Raw genomic sequence first — 20,430 nt, 5'->3', positions numbered from 1 at the left:
AGTTAAGAAAGCATTAATGAATCAGCTTTTGCTTCAAGGTTTGTATTACCCATAAGGTAAGCATCAACTGCACGAGCAGACTCTCGACCTTCGTTAATACAACGTACAACCAATGATTGACCTGTACGCATATCACCTGCTGCAAATACACCAGCTTGGTTAGTTGCGAAATCTTCAGTTGCAACATTACCACGCTCGTCTAATGCGATATCAAGTTGAGCAAGAACGCCTGTTGGTTCTGGGTGTAAGAAGCCCATCGCTAAGAAAGCAAGATCACAGGCAATCACACGCTCTGAACCTTCAACTTCATCAAACCCTGGGCGCTCGCCTGGTTTTGCTTCTTGCCAAACGATATCAGCAATACGTAAGCCTTTCACATTACCGTTATCGTCAGAGATAAACTCTTTGGTTAAGATGTTCCAGTAACGATAACAACCTTCTTCATGTGAAGTTGATGTTTTCATGATCATTGGGTATGACGGCCATGGCTGATTAGCTGGACGCTTTTCAGGTGGAACAGGCATGATTTCAACTTGAGTAATACTTGCAGCGCCGTGACGGTTTGATGTACCTACACAGTCAGAACCGGTATCACCTCCACCAATAACCACAACATGTTTACCTTTGGCGTGAATCTCTTCGGTTTTTAAATCCATCTCGTTGGCACGACGGTTATTTTGCGCAAGAAATTCCATCGCAAAATGTACGCCATTTAGTTCACGACCTGGGATTGGCAGGTTACGAGGAACGGTTGAACCGCCTGTAAGTAATACGACATCAAAGTCTTGGCGTAATTGCTTAGCATTGATATCTACACCAATATGCGCGTTAACTTCAAATTTAACGCCAGCTTCAGCCATTAGGTTGATCTTACGATCAATGATATCCATACCTAGCTTAAAGTCAGGAATACCAAAACGAAGCAGACCACCAACTTTTTCATCACGCTCAAACACTGTCACAGTGTGACCTGCGCTGTTTAGCTGCTCTGCGGCTGATAAGCCTGCTGGGCCTGAACCGATAATTGCAATGGTTTTACCTGTTCGCGAACGTGGTGTTTTAGGTTTGGCATAACCTTCACGGTAAGCTGTTTCAACAATTGTTTTCTCGATATTACAAATCGTGATGGGATCTTGGTTGATACCTAATACACAGCCACTTTCACAAGGGGCAGGACACACACGACCCGTAAACTCTGGGAAGTTATTCGTTGAACTTAGGATGTTCCACGCTTCTTCCCAGCTATCGCGGTAAACCGCATCATTAAATTCAGGAATAATATTTCCAATTGGACAAGAGTTATGACAGAACGGTACACCACAATCCATGCAGCGTGATGACTGTTCATTGATCTTGTCACCAAATTCATCGTTTAGAACGAATTCTTTGTTATCTTGAATACGAACACTCGGATCCAATTTTTTTGGCAATTCACGGCCAAATTCTAAAAATCCAGTTGGCTTACCCATTGACTGCCTCCAACGCTTCCTTGTCTTGAGCTTCAGCTTTACGCTTTTGTAATACGGCTTTGTAATCCCTCGGCATAACTTTCACCATCTTCTTCAAGTTATCTTCGAAGTTAGATAGGAAAAGCTCTGCAACCGTACTACCTGTTAATGCAACATGTTTAGTTAGCATGTTCAGTAGCAGTGCTTGATCTTCTTTTTCGATTGGATCTAAATCGACTAACTCAGGGTTCAGTTTGGTTTCAAAGTCATCGAACTGATCCCAAACATAAGCAACACCACCACTCATACCAGCAGCAAAGTTACGGCCTGTTTGACCAAGAATAACGGCAACACCACCTGTCATGTACTCACAACCGTGGTCACCGACACCTTCAACCACAACTTGTGCGCCTGAGTTACGAACACAGAAACGCTCGCCAGCAAGACCGCGAATGTAAGATTCACCTGATGTTGCGCCGTAGAAACAAACGTTACCCACAACGATGTTATCTTCAGCAACGATGTCAGATTTCGCATCAGGGTAGAGTACTAGAGTACCGCCTGATAGACCTTTACCCCAGTAATCGTTCGCATCGCCTTCAACTTCAAATTTCACGCCTTTAGCAAGGAATGCACCGAAGCTTTGACCAGCTGAACCAAAGAACTTCACGTTCATCGGCTGTGGTAACCCGCTGTCTTTGTATACTTTCGATATTTCATTCGACAGCATAGTACCTGCACTTCGATCGGTATTGATGATAGGCAATTCAGCGTTGACTGCTTTACCTTCTGTCAGTGCTGGCTGTGCAAGTTCAATTAATTGACGGTCTAGTACGTTATCCAAACCATGATCTTGAGGACGTTGGTTGTAAATACCATCTTCAGCACGTGGCTTTTCAATGTAAAGTACAGGACTAAGATCTAGGTTCTTGTATTTCCAGTGACTGACATTATCACGGATTTTCAGCTTGTGAGATTGTCCTACCATTTCTTCAATAGTACGGAAGCCAAGCTCTGCCATTACTTCACGTAAACCTTCTGCCATGTATTGGAAGAAAGTCACAACGTCTTCTACGCGACCATCAAAGCGTTCACGTAATGTTTTGTTCTGTGTTGCGATACCGACAGGACAAGTATTCTTGTGACACTTACGCATCATGATACAGCCTTCAACAACCAGTGCAGCTGTTGCTACGCCCCATTCTTCAGCACCCAGAAGAGTTGCGATAGCAAGGTCACGAGGTGTTTTCATCTGACCATCAGACTGAACAACGATACGGTTACGTAAACCATTCTTCAGTAGCGTCTGGTGCGTTTCTGCCAGACCTAATTCCCACGGTAGACCTGTGTGGCGAATAGATGACATTGGTGATGCACCTGTACCGCCATCAAAACCAGCAATAAGAACAACATCTGCTTTGGCTTTAGCAACGCCTGATGCAATCGTACCTACTCCTGCTTCTGATACGAGTTTGACGTTGACACGACCTGCGCGGTTAGCATTTTTCAAATCGTAGATCAGCTGGGCTAAATCTTCGATTGAGTAAATATCATGGTGAGGAGGCGGAGAAATTAAGCCAACCCCTGGTGTTGAGTGGCGTGTTGCACCAATCCAGTCATCGACTTTATCACCTGGAAGCTGACCACCTTCACCCGGTTTCGCACCTTGAGCCATTTTGATTTGCAGCTCATCAGCGTTAGTTAGGTAGTAAGAGGTTACACCAAAACGACCTGATGCTACCTGCTTGATAGCAGAACGTTCCCAATCACCGTTGTCTTTCTTCTCAAAGCGAACTGGATCTTCACCACCTTCACCTGAGTTAGATTTTGCACCGATGCGGTTCATCGCAACAGCCAGTGTTGAGTGCGCTTCGTAAGAAATCGAACCAAAGCTCATTGCACCTGTGGCAAAACGCTTAAGGATATTCTCGATAGGTTCTACTTCTTCGAGTGGAATAGAGCCTGCAGGGTTTTTGATGAAATCAAGTTGGCTACGCAGTGTTGCAGCGTTATCACCTTGATCATCAACCGCTTTCGCATATTGCTTAAATTGCGCGTAATCTTTTTCACGGGTTGATTGTTGCAGTAGTGAAATAGTTTCAGGGTTAAACAAGTGTTTCTCACCACGTTGCTTCCACTGATATACACCACCGACATCAAGAACTTGTACTGGGATTTCACGAGTAGGGTAACCAACACGATGACGGACTAAGACTTCTTGCGCAATATCATCAATCGTTAGACCTTGAATACGCGTTACAGTACCGGTGAAGTACTTATCAACTACAGATTTACTGATACCAAGCGCCTCGAAAATTTGTGCACCGTGGTATGACTGTAGCGTTGAAATACCCATCTTAGAGAAGATTTTCAGCAGACCACCGTTAACCCCTTTACGGTAGTTATCAAATAAAGTGTCTGTCGGTAATTCAGGATCCAGTTTACGTTTGCGTTGTAAATCAACCAGTGTTTCAGTGACCAGATATGGATTAACTGCGTTAGCACCGTAACCAACTAGGGTTGCAAAATGGTGGGTTTCACGTGCATCACCGGTTTCAACTACGATGTCACACTTCGCACGAAGGCCTTTGCGGATCAGGTGGTGGTGAACCGCACCAACAGCCAGCATTGCAGGAATAGCCGCATGGTTAGAATTAACTGCACGGTCAGTTAGAATAATGATTGAATAACCATCAACGACTGCATCTTCTGAATATTGACAAATACGTTTAAGTGCACGTTCTAGCTTGCCTGGTTCGCCACTTGCATTAAACACAATATCCAATGTTTTCGATTGAAGATGTTCATTATCAATCTCACGGATTTTCTCAAGTTCAGCATTAGAAAGAATAGGAGATTCAAGTTCAACTTTTTGGCAATGAGCAGGTGTCTCAGCAAGCAGGTTTTGATCTTTACCGAGGTAAGTATTCAATGACATTACCATACGCTCACGAATTGGATCGATTGGCGGGTTAGTCACCTGTGCAAATAGCTGTTTAAAGTAGTTTGATAAGTGCTGAGATTGATGAGAAAGCACGGCTAGCGGCCAGTCTGCACCCATCGCACTTAGTGGCTCATAAGCGGTTTTCGCTAAGGGAACGATAATGTCGTTCACTTCTTCTGAGCTCACACCAAACGCTTGTTGATGATGTAATAAACGCTCAGGTGTTGGCTGATGATGCATATTATCAGCTTCAGGTAGCGTTTTTAGGCTTAATAGATTGTCTTTAACCCATTGCTCATACGGTTGTGCTGTCGCAATGCTGTCTTTTACTTCTTCATCAGAAATAATACGACCTTGCTCTAGATCAGCAACGAAGATACGACCCGGTTGCAGACGACCACGGAATTGGACATTCTCAGGCTCAATTTCAACCACGCCTGATTCAGATGCCATGACAAGGAAATCATCTTTGGTCACGGTATAACGGGATGGACGTAGACCGTTACGGTCAAGCGTTGCACCTACTTGAACACCATCGGTGAAACAAACAGAGGCAGGGCCATCCCATGGTTCCATGATATTGGCGTGGTACTGATAGAAAGCACGACGCTTAGGATCCATGTTTTTGTTTTCTTGCCACGCTTCAGGGATAAGCATCATTAATGCATGTGGCAAACTACGACCAGAAAGCACTAGCAGCTCTAGTGCCATATCGAAGTTAGATGAATCTGAGCTACCTTCCTGACAAATAGGCAGTAGCATATCGATTTCTTGCTGACTAAATAAATCAGATTCAAGAATCGCTTCACGGGCTTTCATCCAGTTCAAGTTACCACGAACGGTATTGATTTCACCGTTGTGAGCAATGTAACGGAAAGGCTGTGCTAAGCGCCAACGTGGGAATGTATTGGTTGAGAAACGAGAGTGAACTAATGCAAGTGCGGTCACCATCGTTGGATTTTGTAGATCTAGGAAGTACTGAGGTACTTGTTCTGTTGTTAACTGGCCTTTGTAAACCAAAGTTTTGTATGACAGAGAGTTGATGTAGAAGTCATCGCCAATATTCGATACGCTTTCCAGACAAACACGTACAGTATAATTACGTAATACATAAAGTTTACGCTCTAATACAGCTGGATCTAAGTTTGCACCACCGGTGATGAAGACATGCTCAAATTGTGGTTCTGTGCTCAATGGATCTTCTCCGATCATTGAGTTATCAACTGGAAGCACACGGTAGCCGATTACTTCAAGATCAAGACGTTTAGCGTTACGTTCTAAGATCTCACGACATTGCTGGCGTTTATGTTCATCTTTTGGAAATAGCACAACACCGACGCCATATTTATCGAAGGCGGGTAATTTAATACCGAGTGTCAGTGCTTCTTCTAATAAGAATTCGTGGGGCTTTTGCAGCAAAATACCTGCACCATCACCACTACATGGATCACAGCCTTGACCGCCACGGTGCTCCATACGCGCTAGCATATCGAGAGCCTGAGTAACAATCTGGTGAGACTTACGGTTTTTTAGGTGGGCGACAAAGCCGATACCACAGGCATCGTGCTCCATTTCAGGCACATAAAGTCCCTGATCGTTCAGCTCTTGATCTGTCATAGATACATCCTTCCAGTTGCATCAAGCCATATTCCTAAGGCTTGGTTATCCCTAATTTATTGTCACAACCATGCGGTATTGAAATGAACTATCCTGTTCTACCCAACATGATTGAGTGTCTGCACAAAGAGAAAATCGTCCTTTATTGGCAAACTTAATTTTGCTGTTTTCGCTTTGCTATGAACGAATACACTGTATTTCTTGAGAAAGGGCGACACAAAGCACTTTAAAGTAGGGTGATGGCGTCGCTTTTATTGTTCAGAAATTGCACACAAGTGTAACTATCCTACAATTTTGATACATTAATTACCAATAAAAATTAACATTTAGCCATCATAATATTGCCATTTTGTTGCATTGTTAAACATAAAAAAGTCTTTTTTACGGTGATAATCATTCGCAATTGCGTTTAAATGCAAAAAACGTTCGTTGAGTGATTATTTATAAGAAGACAACATTGTGTTGTAAGGGACTCTTTTTTGTATTTTATTTACGATTAAGTGTCTTTTTTGTTGAGGAAAGGAAAGGGCTTTGTTTGTTTTAGCACAAATTTATTACTTGTAATTGATGCTATCTTGCGACTCTTTTTCAATATTGCTCGCTATTCATCGCGGTGTTTACGGCTATTTATTTGCAATCAGGTAAAGCATGCAACTGCACGAACTCGTTAATACATTTGGTCAAGATTTACAGCGCCGTTATGGTGAAAAAGTTCATAAGTTAACTTTGCACGGCGGCTTTAGTTGTCCTAATCGTGATGGAACCATTGGTCGGGGGGGGTGTACATTTTGTAATGTGGCCTCTTTTGCAGATGAAAATACCCAGTTTTTACCCATTCAACAGCAATTAGCTGAGCGTGCCGATGAAATTCATCGTGCAAAACGTTATTTAGCCTATTTTCAGGCTTACACCAGTACTTATGCTGAAGTTCAAACGCTAAAGAAAATGTATGAAGAGGCGTTAAAAACGACGGAAATTGTAGGGTTATGTGTGGGGACTCGACCTGATTGTGTTCCTGATGCGGTATTAGAGTTACTGTCTGATTATGTTCAACAAGGCTATGAGATTTGGCTAGAGTTAGGTTTACAGACGGCGAATGAAAAGACATTAAAGCGGATTAACCGAGGTCACGATTTTGCTTGCTATGAAGCGATCACTCAGCGCGCTCGTGCGTTACGGATTAAAGTTTGTACCCACTTGATAGTGGGATTACCGGGCGATACAAAAGCAGACAATATCGATACTATTAACAAAGTGGTCGCAGCGGGTGTTGATGGTATTAAGTTACACCCATTACATATTGTTGAAGGCAGTAAAATGGGACAAGCATTTAAAGCCGAACGCTTAGAGCCCATTAGCCTTGAAGAATATACAAACATTGCAAGTGAAATGATTCGATTAACACCTGCTGATGTGATTTATCATCGTGTTTCAGCATCTGCACGAAGACCAACCCTGCTGGCGCCAATGTGGTGTGAAAATCGCTGGTTAGCGATGACGGAAATTGGACGTAATTTAGATATTCACGGTGGGCAAGGAAGTCTAATTAATGATGCTTTTGTATATCAACGGCCACAATTAAAATAGAATACAAAACAAAGCCTACGTGATGTGGGCTTTTTTACATGTAAAGGTTACAGTTTCAGCCTTTTATTTTGGCGCAATTGACATCAGCGCTTATGATTAACAGGCTTATACGTCGCCTTGACGGCATCTTTCTTCTTTTGGTATTCAGTGATGAAACAAGTCAAAATATTAGCTCAGTATTATGTCGATCTTATGGTTAAGTTGGGGATCGTTCGTTTTAGCCTACTCCTTGCATTAGCCTTGGTTGCATTAGCCGTTGTTGTTCAGGTTAGTGTGACGTTAGTGCTACATGGCACCGTGAATGATATTGATATCGTGCGCTCGGTGACATTTGGTTTATTAATAACACCTTGGGCTGTTTATTTTTTATCTGTTGTAGTCGATCAGTTAGAAGATTCACGTCAACGCTTATCGAAGTTAGTCACTAAACTAGAAGAGATGCGCTCGCGAGACATGGAGTTAAATAAACAGCTTCAAGACAATATTGCGCAGTTAAATTTAGAAATAGAAGAAAGAGAAAAAGCGGAAGAAGCACGTGAAGAAGCGATGCATGATCTCGAAAATGAGGTGTATCAGCGAGAAAATGCCCAAGTAGCTGTGGCAGAGCAAAGTGCATTATTAAAGTCTTTCTTAGATGCGTCGCCTGATTTGATTTACTACCGCAATGAAAAAAACCAATTCTCAGGCTGTAATCGTGCAATGTCGGAGCTAGTGGGTAAAACAGAAAAAGAGCTAGTGGGATTAACACCATGGGATGTTTACCCTGAAGAAGTTGCTAAGAAAATCATTAAAACAGACGAAGAGTTGTTTAGCGAAGATAGTGCCATGACAGATGAGCAGTGGTTAGTTTATCCAAATGGTAAACGTGCGTTATTTGAGCTTCGTAAAGTGCCATTTTATAACCGCAATGGACGTCGTCTTGGTCTAATGGGCTTTGGTCGTGATATTACCGAACGTAAAAAATATGAAGATGCGTTAGAAAAAGCCAGTAGCGATAAAACCTCATTTATTTCGACTATTAGTCATGAATTACGCACTCCACTTAATGGTATTGTTGGCTTAAGTCGTATGTTACTAGATACAGATCTTACTGATGAGCAACGTGGTTATTTACGTACCGTACATGTTAGTGCGATCACCTTAGGAAATATCTTTAACGATATTATTGATTTAGATAAATCAGATCGACGTCGTTTAGAGTTGATGCCAAAACCATTGGATTTCAACGAGTTCATTGATGAAATGGGGAATATTTCTCAGTTAATGGCAGAGCAGAAAGGATTGCGTTTTGACCTAGAGTGCCTAACTGAACTGCCAAAAAATATTGAAGTCGATAGTACGCGATTGCGTCAAGTGTTGTGGAATCTTATCGGTAATGCGACCAAGTTTACTAAACAAGGTGGCGTGATTTTATCGGTTAGCAGCGAAATTCATGAGCACGATGCTGATATTATCTTTGAAGTAGAAGATAGCGGTGTTGGTATTCCTAAATCTGAAATCGATAATATTTTTGCCATGTATTATCAGGTAAAACAAGGTGACGATAATATTCATGCTGTAGGTACAGGGATTGGACTTGCCGTGTCTCGCCAACTCGTTCAGTTAATGGGAGGAGACATCACTGTCCATTCTGAAGTGGGGGAAGGTAGTACTTTTACGGTTAAAATTCGCGTTCCGTTAGTGGAAGATGTTATTGAAGAAGAAATCGTGACCGAAGTAAAACCAGAGCTTACAGGTTTAAGTATCTTCATGGTGGAAGATATTGAGTTAAATATCACGGTTGCTAAATCCTTGCTTGAAAGTTTAGGTCATGAAGTTACGGTGGCAATGCGAGGTGATGAAGCCTTAGCGATGTTTAAACCAGAAGACTATGATTTGGTCTTGTTAGATATTCAATTACCCGATATGACAGGCTTTGATATTGCGCAGAAACTACGAGAAAAATACCAAGATTTGCCAGCATTGGTTGCTCTAACTGCTAATGTTATCAGTGATAAAAGCGAATACCTTGAAAAAGGGATGGATGAAGCGATTAGTAAACCATTAAGTGTGAAAGCTATCACTAGCGTGATTGAAAACCTCGTTCTAAGTTGTAGTTATGAGGAAGATGAAATTAACGATTTAACAGATACTAACAGTGATGGAACAGGGCCTAGTGATAAAATGATCGACAAGTTGCTCGACTTGGAGATGTTGACCTCTTACGTTGATATTGTAGGAACAAAACCTGTTTATGCGAGCATCGAAATGTTTGAAAAAATGATGCCAGATTACATTGCAATTTTAGATTCGAATATGGTCGCGAAAGATCAAGATGGGATTAAGTTTGAAGCGCATAAAATTAAAGGTGCAGCAGGCTCTATCGGTTTGAAACACATTCAGCAAGTCGCACAAAAAGCACAGTCTCCTGAACTTCCTGCTTGGTGGGAAAACATTAATGACTGGGTTGATGAAATTAAAAATGGTTACCCTAACGATATTGATGTGCTGAAAACATGGTTAAAGCAGTACGAGAAATAGAGTGGTGGTATTACATTAAATATAAAAAAGGCTCCTTAGGAGCCTTTTTTATTATGGTCTGAACTTAACGAATTACTCTTCGCCAAGATCACCACAGAAACGGTAACCTTCACCGTGAATTGTTGCAATGATCTCTGGCGTATCAGCAACAGATTCGAAGTGTTTACGGATACGACGAATAGTTACATCAACTGTACGGTCATGTGGCTTAAGCTCACGACCTGTCATCTTCTTAAGAAGATCTGCACGAGTTTGGATCTTGCCTGGGTTTTCACAGAAGTGAAGTAGTGCGCGGAATTCAGAACGTGGAAGCTTGAATTGATCACCGCTTGGGCTTACTAGTGAACGACTGTTGATTTCAAGAGACCAACCGTTGAACTCGTAACGCTCAACCAATTTCTTATCTTCAGTAGGAAGACCTTGGTTCATAGCACGAGTCAGTAAGTTACGTGCACGGATAGTTAATTCACGAGGGTTGAAAGGTTTTGTGATGTAATCATCAGCACCAATTTCAAGACCTAGGATCTTATCTACTTCGTTGTCACGACCTGTTAAGAACATTAGCGCCATATCGCCTTGTTCACGAAGCTCACGAGCAAGTAGAAGACCATTTTTACCTGGCAGATTAATATCCATGATCACAAGGTGAACAGGATTCTCAGAAAGCATTTGGTGCATTTCTGCGCCATCGTTAGCTTCAAAAACTGTGTAACCTTCCGCTTCAAAAATACTTTTTAGGGTGTTACGTGTTACGTGCTCGTCTTCTACGATAAGAATGTGAGGGGTTTGCATTGGCAGTACCTAATATCAAAAACCAAATCTGCATGAACAGAGTAAGTTAAATTCTATAAAAAAAATTCACATATAGGCAAAGTATTAACAAGAATACTTATTTGTTACGAAATCGCTGCCTATGTTGGTACACCATCCTTTTCCCGATAATTAAAACTATCGAAATACCTCATATATTGAGGTGTTGGCTACACTCTCCCTAATTGATGCAGCGATTGTATTCACTTAACAGCTCTCTAACAATGTTGTGTGTTTGTTTAGTATAGCTATTTATATCTTTGTTGATTTATATCAAACAGAATGAGCAAAGATAGATTATTCACTCTTATTTTTAACAATATCGACAAAACTATCGTGGGTAGATTACCCCCAAGTTAAATCTTCATGAAAAACATACCGATTGTGTGTTTTTCGAGCTATAACTTACATTAACTACAACATGTTATTTACGTTATGTTTTTAATTGTAACATTGACGTCGTTATGTTGCATGTTTTATGTGTGATGAATTTAAACCTGATTTTTTATTAGATTGGCGCTAAAAGCTGTTAATACGTCTTCTATATAGCTATTTTGTTTATAACGTTACCTTTGTTCTGAGCGGTGTTGTTTTTTTGCGTTTAACCATTAAGAGGTAGGTAACATTGTTAATTTACTTTTTGATGTTAGAGAAGATGAGTATTGATCAAGTTAACTGATACTAAGGAGAGTGAGTGATGAAAGATTTACTACCGGATTTATGCGATCACTATGAACAAGATATCCATCTTTTGCCAATTGGATGTCATGATTATGGTGGAAAAAACATTTTTTACGGACAATGTGTCACGCTTCGATGTTTTGAAGATAATAGTTTAGTACGTGACATATTATCTCAAGACGGCACTGGTAAAGTGTTATTTATTGACGGGCATGGTAGTTGTCGACGTGCGTTACTTGGTGATCAATTAGCATTGTTGGCAATTAAAAATAATTGGCAAGGAATCATTGTTAATGGTGCGGTTCGTGATATATCAACATTAGCGACATTAAATTTAGGTGTAAAAGCATTAGGGGGGTGTCCGATTAAGACAGTGAAACGTCAAATGGGAGAGCTTAATGTGACATTAAATATCAGTGAAAAACTAGTTTATCCTGGTGATTATATTTATGCGGATTTAAATGGAATTATCTTGTCTAAGCAGGCGTTGGATTTATCTGTTTTAAGTGGCTAATAGCTAAATTTTACTTAAAAGCTAAACCCTAATCCAAACTCTATGACTTGTTCGAGTTCTTCATAATCAACCGTTGCTCTAAGGTTCAGTTGGTCAGATACATCATATTGACTACTGACCTCTATCCCTAACTTTGTATTCTCCTTAGTCGTTGCAGTATTTATTTCACTTTGTAGGCTGACTTTGGGCGTAAAATTATATTTAACACCTGATGCAATACCTCTCGATCCTCGCTGGGTTGCTGTGCCTGATGTTAATTGGGTACTTAAATAAAGTTGAGTATTTTTAGTAATGGTATAGGCGTATCCGCTGTCAATTTGCCAAACATCAAATGCTTGTTGATGACGTGACTGTGACGATAGAAACCATCCTGATGATTGTTCTTTATTGCTATTATAAGTGGGTTCGAAGTCATCGAATTCAGAGGCAAATACAGGCTGAATACCTAATAATAAAATCGTCCCTAATAATAATCTCGCCATACCATTATCTCTAATTATTATTTTATGTTACTAACTTTAGGGTATTGGTAGATAAAATGGCATTTCAGATTTGAGAAATAGACATCCTGTTTTACATTGTATGAGCCAGTACACTTATTTTATGTAACTAGTGTTTTAATTGTTACAATATGATGGCGTTTTTGTAATATTCATTAGTACTGATGGAATCGATATTCCGATGGATAAGGGATCACATCGGGATAATTTTCCTCAGAAATATTCTGTTGTAACTTTTGCCAATAGCTTGCTTCAAACAAATCACTATGCAGTTCGTCAAATAATGTGCGTACTTTAGGGTTTATTAATAAAAAAGTACGAAACTCTTCGGGAAAGACATCATTGATCCCTACGCTATACCAAGGCTCTGCTGCTAGTTCATCTTCTGGGTATCTCGGCGGTGGAATTTTACGAAAATTCATCTCTGTCATGTAGGTGATTTCGTCATAATCGTAAAATACCACACGTTTATGCCGAGTCACGCCAAAGTTTTTAAATAGCATATCACCAGGAAAAATGTTGGCTGCGGCTAACTGCTTTATAGCTTCGCCGTATTCATTAATGGCATAGCGTAGCTCATCATCGTCTGCTTTTTCGATATAGAGATTGAACGGCACCATGCGTCGTTCCATATATAAATGCTCAATCATAATCGTATCATCAGTCAGCGTAACGATTGAGGGAGCGATCGACTGTAGCTCTTGGATTAATGCTTCGCTAAAACGCTCTCGAGGAAAACAGAAATTACGATACTCCTGTGTATCCGCCATACGACCCACACGATCATGTTCTTTTACTAGCTGATATTTTTCTTTGACAGTGTTGTGGCTTATATCCTTTTGAGGTGCAAATTTATCTTTAATGATCTTAAAGACAAAATCATAAGATGGGAGGGTAAATACCGACATCACCATGCCTTTTATGCCAGGCGCTACGACAAATTGATCGTCAGTTGTCGCTAAATGGGCTAAAAATTCACGGTAAAACTCTGTTTTTCCATGTTTTTGGCAGCCAATCGCAGTATAAAGTTCAGCAAGGGTTTTATTGGGAATTAACTGTGAAAGGAAACGTACTAATGCGGCTGGTGCTGGTGCATAAACCATAAAATATGATCGCGCAAAACCAAAAATAATACTGACATCGTTGACATCACAAATACACGCATCAAGATAAATTTCATGATTATTATCGTTTAAAATCGGAACAACAAAGGGACAGAAATCTCCATTAGAGAATGTGAGTTTTCCGATTAAATAGGCGGCTTTATTACGATAAAAAGGCTCACGAATAAGCTCTAACGTTGTATCTTGATTGAACTTATTACCTAGATCCCGTTGTAAGTGTTTAAGTAATAGTTGGATATCTCTCGATTTATCTTGCCAAGTTAACGTAAAGGGCGTGTCGTCGAGCATTCTTTCAAACATCGCACTCAGCGTCGTTTTAACACGATAGTGGCGAGTTAGTGATGTTGGGTAGGGGGGAACACGATCTTCTTGTGAAGTATGAACGAACAATTTATCGCGATTAATATTTCGGTGTTTAAATATACGGCAATATACCGAATTGAAGAAGCTCTCAGCAATATCGTAACGAGGATAGTCTAAGAGTAAATCTTGGTAGGCCACTTTTACAGCCATTAAAAAATCATGATTGGCGTAACGTTCACCTAGCATAATTTGAATTTGGTTTGTGACTAATTCAACATGATGGTCATAAAAGCTGATCCGCTTCTTTAAAGCATTATGAACAAGCCCCCAATGTTGTTTTTCAAAACGTTCTTGTGCTTCAGCTGTTACATCGAGAAAGCGACCGTACATGGCATCAAAGCCTTGTAAGATGGTATGGGCAATTAATGATTCCATGGCAGCGCTCATTTGGTACTCCTCCCGATGCAATATATTCACGCCTAACTATGCAACGTAGTCCGCATGACTGCAAATAGAATAGCCATTTTTGTTAATTAAAATGACTGATAATTGATTAATTTCACTGTCTATTGTGTTGTGCAATTGTAAAGAGGTTATTGACTCTAATGTATGATTGCTGTAAACGTAAGCTATTAGCAAAAAAGAATTTGTAGACCAATGAAAAATGTATTCAGCTCTCACGCCATTACACGCATTATTATTACCATTAACATCTTCGGTGTTGGTGCGGGCTGATATACGCAAAGATTAACAATAAGCCCGCAACTCATAATGAGCTGCGGGTTTTTTTTTACGATTTTAAATTCACATATTTGAGTATATCTAGATGCGATAACTAGATAGATCAGGATAGTCACTCGGGAGTAGGGAATGCGAGTATTTAAATTTGGCGGTTCATCATTAGCCGATGCAGAGCGATTTTTAAGAGCAGCAGATATTATTGCGAGTAATGCTCAGCAAGGTGATGTTTCTGTTGTGCTATCAGCACCAGGGAAAGTAACAAATAAATTAGTTTCAGTGATTGATAACACCGTGAAAACGGGTGAATCATCACTACAGTTGGCTGATCTTGAAAAGGTATTTACTGAATTGTTCAGTGGCTTAAAAGCTTTAGAGCCTCAGTTTGATAAAGCCGCTTTAGATGCCAAACTGGCGAGCTCTTTAGGACAACTAAAAGAGTATGTTCACGGTATTAAATTATTAGGTTTATGTCCTGATAATGTGTATGCGACAATCATCAGTAAAGGTGAACATCTTTCTATTGCAGCGATGAAAGCTTTACTTGAAGCGAAAGGTCAGCCTGCAAGTCTTATCGATCCGGTTAAATATCTCTATGCTGAAGGTGATTACCTTGAAGCTCATGTCGATATTGAAATTTCAACGCAGAATTTCCGACGAGATCCATTACCTGCAGGGCATGTTTGTATTATGCCGGGCTTTACCGCAGGTAACAGCAAAGGTGAGCTAGTAACACTGGGTCGTAATGGTTCTGATTATTCTGCAGCAGTACTTGCCGCATGTCTGCGCGCGGATTGTTGTGAAATTTGGACTGATGTTGATGGTGTCTACAGCTGTGATCCTCGCTTAGTCCCTGATGCGCGCTTGTTGAAATCTTTAAGCTATCAAGAAGCAATGGAACTGTCTTACTTTGGCGCTTCGGTACTTCACCCTAAAACTATCGCTCCTATCGCCCAGTTTCAAATTCCATGCTTAATTAAAAATAGTTTTAGTCCACAAGCACCTGGGACATTGATTGGTCAAGATACAGGTGAAGATCAATTAGCCATTAAAGGTATTACCACCCTAAAAGATCTTACGATGGTGAACGTATCAGGCCCTGGTATGAAGGGGATGGTAGGTATGGCTGCACGCGTATTTGGCGCTATGTCATCTGCGGGGGTATCTATTGTGTTGATCACTCAATCATCGTCTGAATACAGCATTAGTTTCTGTATTGAATCGGTAGATCACGTTCAAGCTGAAAAAGCACTAAACGAAAGTTTTGAATTGGAATTAAAAGAAGGTCTGCTTGAGCCTGTTGAGTTTTCTGATGACGTATCTATTGTTACTTTAGTTGGCGATGGTATGCGTACTTCTCACGGCGTCGCATCGCGTTTCTTTACCTCTTTGGCTGAAGTAGATGTCAATATTGTTGCGATTGCACAAGGATCATCTGAGCGTGCTATTTCAGCCGTTATTCCACAAAATAAAGTGCCAGAAGCTGTTAAAGCGTGCCATGAGAACTTATTTAATAGTCAGCATTTCTTAGATGTTTTTATAATTGGTGTCGGTGGTGTTGGTGGTGAGTTGATCGATCAGATCCAGCGTCAGCAAAGTAAACTTGCTGATGACGGTATTGTTATTCGAGTTTGTGGTATGGCGAACAGCAAAGGATTACTCCTTAGCAGTGAGGGCTTTGACTTAGATAACTGGCGCGATCAAATGGGGGCGGTGAATGAGCCACTCAATCTTGCTCGTATGATCCAGCTTGTTCAGCGTAATCACATTATCAACCCAGTGATCATTGATTGTACGTCGGATCAAACTATTGCTGAGCAATATGCCGATTACCTTGCTGCAGGCTTCCATGTTATTACACCGAATAAGAAAGCAAACACGGCTAGCATGGCTTATTACCAGCAATTACGCCAAGCGGCACGTTTAAGCCGTCGTAAATTTATGTATGACACTACGGTAGGTGCAGGTTTACCCGTTATTGAAAACTTGCAGAACCTATTGGCCGCAGGTGATGAACTACAGCGCTTCTCAGGCATTTTATCGGGCTCAATGTCATATATCTTCGGTAAATTGGATGAAGGCATGAGCTTTAGCGAAGCGACAACCGTTGCGCGTAATAATGGCTTTACTGAGCCCGATCCTCGTGATGATTTATCAGGTATGGATGTTGCACGTAAGCTACTTATTCTGGCACGTGAATCAGGGCTTGAATTAGAACTTTCAGACGTTGATGTTGAACAAGCACTACCACCAGGCTTTGATGCTTCAGGCTCTGTCGATGATTTCATGGCGCGTTTATCACAAGCGGATGCATACTTTACTCAATTAGCTCAAGAAGCGGCAAAAGAGGACAAAGTACTGCGTTATGTTGGTGAAATCGATAACGGCCATTGCTCGGTGAAAATTGTTGCGGTGAACCCTGATGATCCAATGTTTAAAATTAAAGATGGTGAGAATGCTTTAGCTTTCTACAGCCGTTACTACCAACCTATCCCACTTGTATTACGTGGTTACGGTGCGGGTACGGAAGTAACGGCGGCGGGTGTATTTGCCGATCTAATGCGTACATTAGGCTGGAAGCGAGGAGTATAAGATGAGTGTTGTTGTTTATGCTCCGGCATCAATTGGTAATGTGAGTGTTGGTTTTGATGTTTTAGGCGCGGCAGTATCACCAATTGATGGCACCTTATTGGGCGATCGAGTAAAAGTGGCTGCGGGGCAAACATCTTTTAGTTTGCAATGCGTTGGAGCCTTTGTTGATAAACTGCCGCAACAGGCTGAAGAGAATATTGTCTATCGTTGCTGGCAAGTGTTTGCACGAGAGCTGGATAAAAAAGGGGGCGCGTTACTCCCTGTTGATGTGACATTAGAAAAAAATATGCCGATTGGATCTGGCTTAGGTTCAAGTGCTTGTTCGATTGTTGCAGCATTAGATGCACTTAACCGTTTCCATGATCAACCGCTTAATGAAACAGAGTTATTAGCGCTCATGGGGGAAATGGAAGGTGAGATCTCAGGAAGTCTTCACTATGATAACGTTGCACCGTGCTTTCTTGGTGGATTGCAGTTCATGGTGGAAGAATTAGGGATCATAAGTCAGAAAGTCCCTTGTTTTGATGATTGGTATTGGGTAATGGCTTACCCAGGGATTAAAGTTCCAACCGCTGAAGCGCGTGCAATTTTACCTGCACAATATCGTCGCCAAGATGTGATCACTCATGGTCGTCATTTAGGTGGTTTTATTCATGCTTGTCACTCAAACCAGCCACTGTTAGCGGCGAAGATGATCAAAGATGTCGTGGCTGAACCTTACCGTGAAAAGCTGTTACCTGGCTTTGCGCAAGCACGTCAGCATGCGTTAGATGCAGGGGCGATTGCGAGTGGTATTTCAGGCTCTGGACCAACCATGTTTAGTGTTTGCACCGATTTAGAGGTCGCTAAACGACTTGCACGTTGGCTCGAAGAACATTATGTTCAGAATGATGAAGGATTTGTTCATGTTTGTCGATTAGACAACTTGGGCGCAAAAGTAACAGGAAGTGAGCTATAACAATGAAATTGTATAATCTAAAAGAACATCAAGAGCAGGTTTCATTTGGTCAGGCTGTACGTCAAGGATTAGGACGTAACCAAGGTCTATTCTTTCCATCAGAACTCCCTCAATTTAGCGATATTGATGCATTGCTAGAGATGGATTTTGTCACTCGTAGTAGTAAGATCCTTTCCGCGTTTATCGGTGATGAGCTAAGTGAAGAAACTGTTAGCCAAATGGTTGATAGCGCATTCCAATTCCCAGCACCTATCAATAAAGTAAAAGACGGCGTGTATGCATTAGAATTGTTCCATGGCCCAACCTTAGCATTCAAAGATTTTGGTGGTCGCTTTATGGCGCAATCACTAGCAGCAGTAACGGCTGATAGTGAAAGTGATATCACGATTTTAACCGCGACATCAGGCGATACAGGTGCCGCTGTTGCGCATGCTTTCTATGGTATGGATAACATCAAGGTTGTGATTTTGTACCCGAAGGGGAAGATCAGTCCATTACAAGAAAAGATGTTCTGTACTTTAGGGAAGAACATTACAACGGTTGCGGTGAATGGCACGTTTGATGATTGCCAAGCGCTAGTGAAACAAGCATTTGATGATGCTGAGTTACGCAAAGAAGTGGGTTTAAACTCTGCAAACTCGATCAATATTAGCCGATTAATGGCGCAGATCTGTTATTACTTTGAAGCTGTTGCTCAACTGCCTAAAGCGGAACGTGAGCAATTAGTTATTTCAGTACCAAGTGGTAATTTTGGTAATTTGACGGCAGGCTTATTAGCTAAATCGCTAGGTTTACCCGTTAAACGCTTTATTGCGGCAACGAATGAAAATGATACGGTTCCACGTTATTTACAAACGGGTGAGTGGTCTCCAAAAGTAACCGTTCCAACTATTTCAAATGCGATGGATGTTAGCCAACCGAATAACTGGCCACGTATCGAAGAGCTTTGTCAGTTAAAAGGTTGGGGCTTAAATGAATTAGGTTATGGCGCGGTGACAGATGAGCAAACAGCTGAAACCTTAAAGCAAATGACTGCAGAAGGTTATTTATGTGAGCCTCATGGTGCGATTGCTTATCGTATTCTTAACGAGCAATTAAATGATGGCGAAACAGGTTTGTTCCTTTGTACTGCGCATCCGGCGAAATTTAAAGAAGTCGTGGATGAGATCTTAGATAAAGATATTCCATTACCCGCACCGTTAGCGAAGCATAATGCGATGGAATTATTGTCTTTAGAACGTGATAATGATTTTGAAGCAGTGAAGGCGGTATTACGTTCAGTACAGTCATAGCGAATAGTATATAGGCTAAAAAAGGAGCTGAGGTTCCTTTTTTATTCTGTTATTACAGATAATAAAAAACGGCACATTAAACGTGCCGTTTTTTTATTGCTACGTACCTAATAAGGCAAGCTAACAGGAAATTATAGGCTGCTAGTGAAAGTACGTGCGATAACGTCTTGTTGTTGCTCACGAGTTAGTGAGTTGAAACGAACAGCGTAACCAGAAACACGGATTGTTAGCTGTGGGTATTTTTCTGGGTGCTTAGCAGCATCTTCTAATGTTTCACGCTTAAGAACGTTTACGTTTAGGTGCTGACCGCCTTCGATTTTTGCTGGAGCTTCGATAGCAAGCTCACGGTACTCGATGTCACCTAGATCTGCTTGAGCAACAACTTGGTCAGCTTCAAAACCAGATAGAGCACATACACAACGAGCTTCGTTTGTTTCGCTGTCTAGGATCCAGATAGTGTTTAGTAGATCATCGTTTGCAGCTTTAGTAATTTGAATACCAGTAATCATAACTTATCTCCGAGAAAGTGGTGTTAATTTACTCTTTTTTGCTGAGTTATTTACTCTTAACTCAGCACGGCTACTTGTGCATTGACTTAGATCAAATTACAACAAAAAACCTTAAATAAAGTAGGGCTGTTTTATTGAGCTAAGTCAATCTAACGCCATTTTAAGGGGGAATCAAGAATAAATTTTAATCGATAAAAAATATTTTAGCGTCCAAATGTTGTTATTTTACAACATATTTGATTTTTAATTGTGATTGTAATGTTTATTAAATGTTTATGTTTGGCTTGAAATGC

Annotated in this window: 12 protein-coding genes; 6 read left to right on the top strand and 6 right to left on the bottom strand. The window is 40.9% G+C overall.

Going from position 1 to position 20,430, the window contains the following annotated elements:
* Positions 1–2 precede the first annotated feature (2 nt).
* A complete protein-coding gene (locus CTN01_RS13055; RefSeq protein WP_045149124.1) occupies positions 3–1,469 on the bottom strand; it encodes a glutamate synthase subunit beta in 1,467 nt (488 codons plus the stop codon).
* Complete coding sequence (gltB, locus tag CTN01_RS13050; RefSeq protein WP_045149127.1) at positions 1,462–6,009, bottom strand: glutamate synthase large subunit; 4,548 nt, start codon at positions 6,007–6,009, stop codon at positions 1,462–1,464. Before gltB ends, CTN01_RS13055 begins: the two co-directional genes overlap by 8 nt.
* 648 nt (positions 6,010–6,657) lie before the next feature.
* Between gltB and mnmL the strand changes: the two genes are divergently transcribed.
* Together mnmL and arcB are read left to right on the top strand one after the other, a co-directional pair.
* A complete protein-coding gene (gene mnmL, locus CTN01_RS13045; RefSeq protein ID WP_045149128.1) occupies positions 6,658–7,596 on the top strand; it encodes a tRNA modification radical SAM protein MnmL/YtqA in 939 nt (312 codons plus the stop codon).
* Between the two features lie 150 nt (positions 7,597–7,746).
* Positions 7,747–10,116 carry an aerobic respiration two-component sensor histidine kinase ArcB gene (gene arcB, locus CTN01_RS13040; RefSeq protein ID WP_045149129.1) on the top strand — a complete coding sequence of 790 codons (2,370 nt, stop codon included), beginning with the start codon at positions 7,747–7,749 and terminating at the stop codon, positions 10,114–10,116.
* 72 nt (positions 10,117–10,188) lie between these two features.
* Here the strand turns inward: arcB and arcA are convergent, their stop codons facing one another.
* Positions 10,189–10,908, bottom strand: a complete 720-nt coding sequence (gene arcA / locus CTN01_RS13035; protein WP_008988472.1) for a two-component system response regulator ArcA — start codon at positions 10,906–10,908, stop codon at positions 10,189–10,191.
* A 715-nt stretch (positions 10,909–11,623) separates the two neighbouring features.
* Between arcA and CTN01_RS13030 the strand changes: the two genes are divergently transcribed.
* Positions 11,624–12,121, top strand: a complete 498-nt coding sequence (locus CTN01_RS13030; RefSeq protein ID WP_045083718.1) for a putative 4-hydroxy-4-methyl-2-oxoglutarate aldolase — start codon at positions 11,624–11,626, stop codon at positions 12,119–12,121.
* A gap of 14 nt (positions 12,122–12,135) precedes the next feature.
* On the opposite strand, the gene CTN01_RS13025 is transcribed toward CTN01_RS13030, so the two are convergent.
* The gene (locus CTN01_RS13025; RefSeq protein WP_045083719.1) at positions 12,136–12,603 is read right to left on the bottom strand and encodes a hypothetical protein; all 468 of its coding nucleotides are present in this window, start codon (positions 12,601–12,603) and stop codon (positions 12,136–12,138) included.
* Positions 12,604–12,776: 173 nt separating this feature from the next.
* Positions 12,777–14,495, bottom strand: coding sequence for a bifunctional isocitrate dehydrogenase kinase/phosphatase (gene aceK / locus CTN01_RS13020; RefSeq protein WP_045083720.1), 1,719 nt, complete (start codon positions 14,493–14,495; stop codon positions 12,777–12,779).
* 423 nt (positions 14,496–14,918) lie between these two features.
* On the opposite strand from aceK, the gene thrA reads away from it, so the two are divergent.
* Genes thrA through thrC form a run of 3 tightly spaced genes read left to right on the top strand, consistent with a single transcriptional unit; the run spans position 14,919 to position 19,628 of the window.
* Complete coding sequence (gene thrA, locus CTN01_RS13015) at positions 14,919–17,378, top strand: bifunctional aspartate kinase/homoserine dehydrogenase I (RefSeq protein WP_045149130.1); 2,460 nt, start codon at positions 14,919–14,921, stop codon at positions 17,376–17,378.
* 1 nt (position 17,379) lies between these two features.
* The gene (gene thrB / locus CTN01_RS13010; RefSeq protein ID WP_045083722.1) at positions 17,380–18,336 is read left to right on the top strand and encodes a homoserine kinase; all 957 of its coding nucleotides are present in this window, start codon (positions 17,380–17,382) and stop codon (positions 18,334–18,336) included.
* A gap of 2 nt (positions 18,337–18,338) precedes the next feature.
* Entirely contained in the window at positions 18,339–19,628 is a 1,290-nt protein-coding gene (thrC, locus tag CTN01_RS13005) for a threonine synthase (protein WP_005369694.1), read from the top strand.
* A gap of 131 nt (positions 19,629–19,759) precedes the next feature.
* Here the strand turns inward: thrC and grcA are convergent, their stop codons facing one another.
* Positions 19,760–20,137, bottom strand: a complete 378-nt coding sequence (grcA, locus tag CTN01_RS13000; RefSeq protein WP_005369692.1) for an autonomous glycyl radical cofactor GrcA — start codon at positions 20,135–20,137, stop codon at positions 19,760–19,762.
* Between the last annotated feature and the right edge of the window lie 293 nt (positions 20,138–20,430).

Origin of the sequence: Photobacterium angustum, assembly GCF_003026365.1 — a bacterium.
GTDB classification, from domain to species: Bacteria; Pseudomonadota; Gammaproteobacteria; order Enterobacterales; family Vibrionaceae; genus Photobacterium; species Photobacterium angustum.
The sequence above is the reverse complement of the archived record's forward strand: the minus strand, read 5'-3'. Positions and strand labels throughout refer to the sequence as shown.

What these genes read in the sequence shown, in the direction of transcription:
- arcA (WP_008988472.1), bottom strand. Translation starts at nt 10,908, where the DNA reads ATGCAAACCCCTCACATTCTTATCGTAGAAGACGAGCACGTAACACGT.
- arcB (WP_045149129.1), top strand. Translation starts at nt 7,747, where the DNA reads ATGAAACAAGTCAAAATATTAGCTCAGTATTATGTCGATCTTATGGTT.
- thrC (WP_005369694.1), top strand. Translation starts at nt 18,339, where the DNA reads ATGAAATTGTATAATCTAAAAGAACATCAAGAGCAGGTTTCATTTGGT.
- grcA (WP_005369692.1), bottom strand. Translation starts at nt 20,137, where the DNA reads ATGATTACTGGTATTCAAATTACTAAAGCTGCAAACGATGATCTACTA.
- thrA (WP_045149130.1), top strand. Translation starts at nt 14,919, where the DNA reads ATGCGAGTATTTAAATTTGGCGGTTCATCATTAGCCGATGCAGAGCGA.
- thrB (WP_045083722.1), top strand. Translation starts at nt 17,380, where the DNA reads ATGAGTGTTGTTGTTTATGCTCCGGCATCAATTGGTAATGTGAGTGTT.
- CTN01_RS13030 (WP_045083718.1), top strand. Translation starts at nt 11,624, where the DNA reads ATGAAAGATTTACTACCGGATTTATGCGATCACTATGAACAAGATATC.
- gltB (WP_045149127.1), bottom strand. Translation starts at nt 6,009, where the DNA reads ATGACAGATCAAGAGCTGAACGATCAGGGACTTTATGTGCCTGAAATG.
- mnmL (WP_045149128.1), top strand. Translation starts at nt 6,658, where the DNA reads ATGCAACTGCACGAACTCGTTAATACATTTGGTCAAGATTTACAGCGC.
- aceK (WP_045083720.1), bottom strand. Translation starts at nt 14,495, where the DNA reads ATGAGCGCTGCCATGGAATCATTAATTGCCCATACCATCTTACAAGGC.
- CTN01_RS13025 (WP_045083719.1), bottom strand. Translation starts at nt 12,603, where the DNA reads ATGGCGAGATTATTATTAGGGACGATTTTATTATTAGGTATTCAGCCT.
- CTN01_RS13055 (WP_045149124.1), bottom strand. Translation starts at nt 1,469, where the DNA reads ATGGGTAAGCCAACTGGATTTTTAGAATTTGGCCGTGAATTGCCAAAA.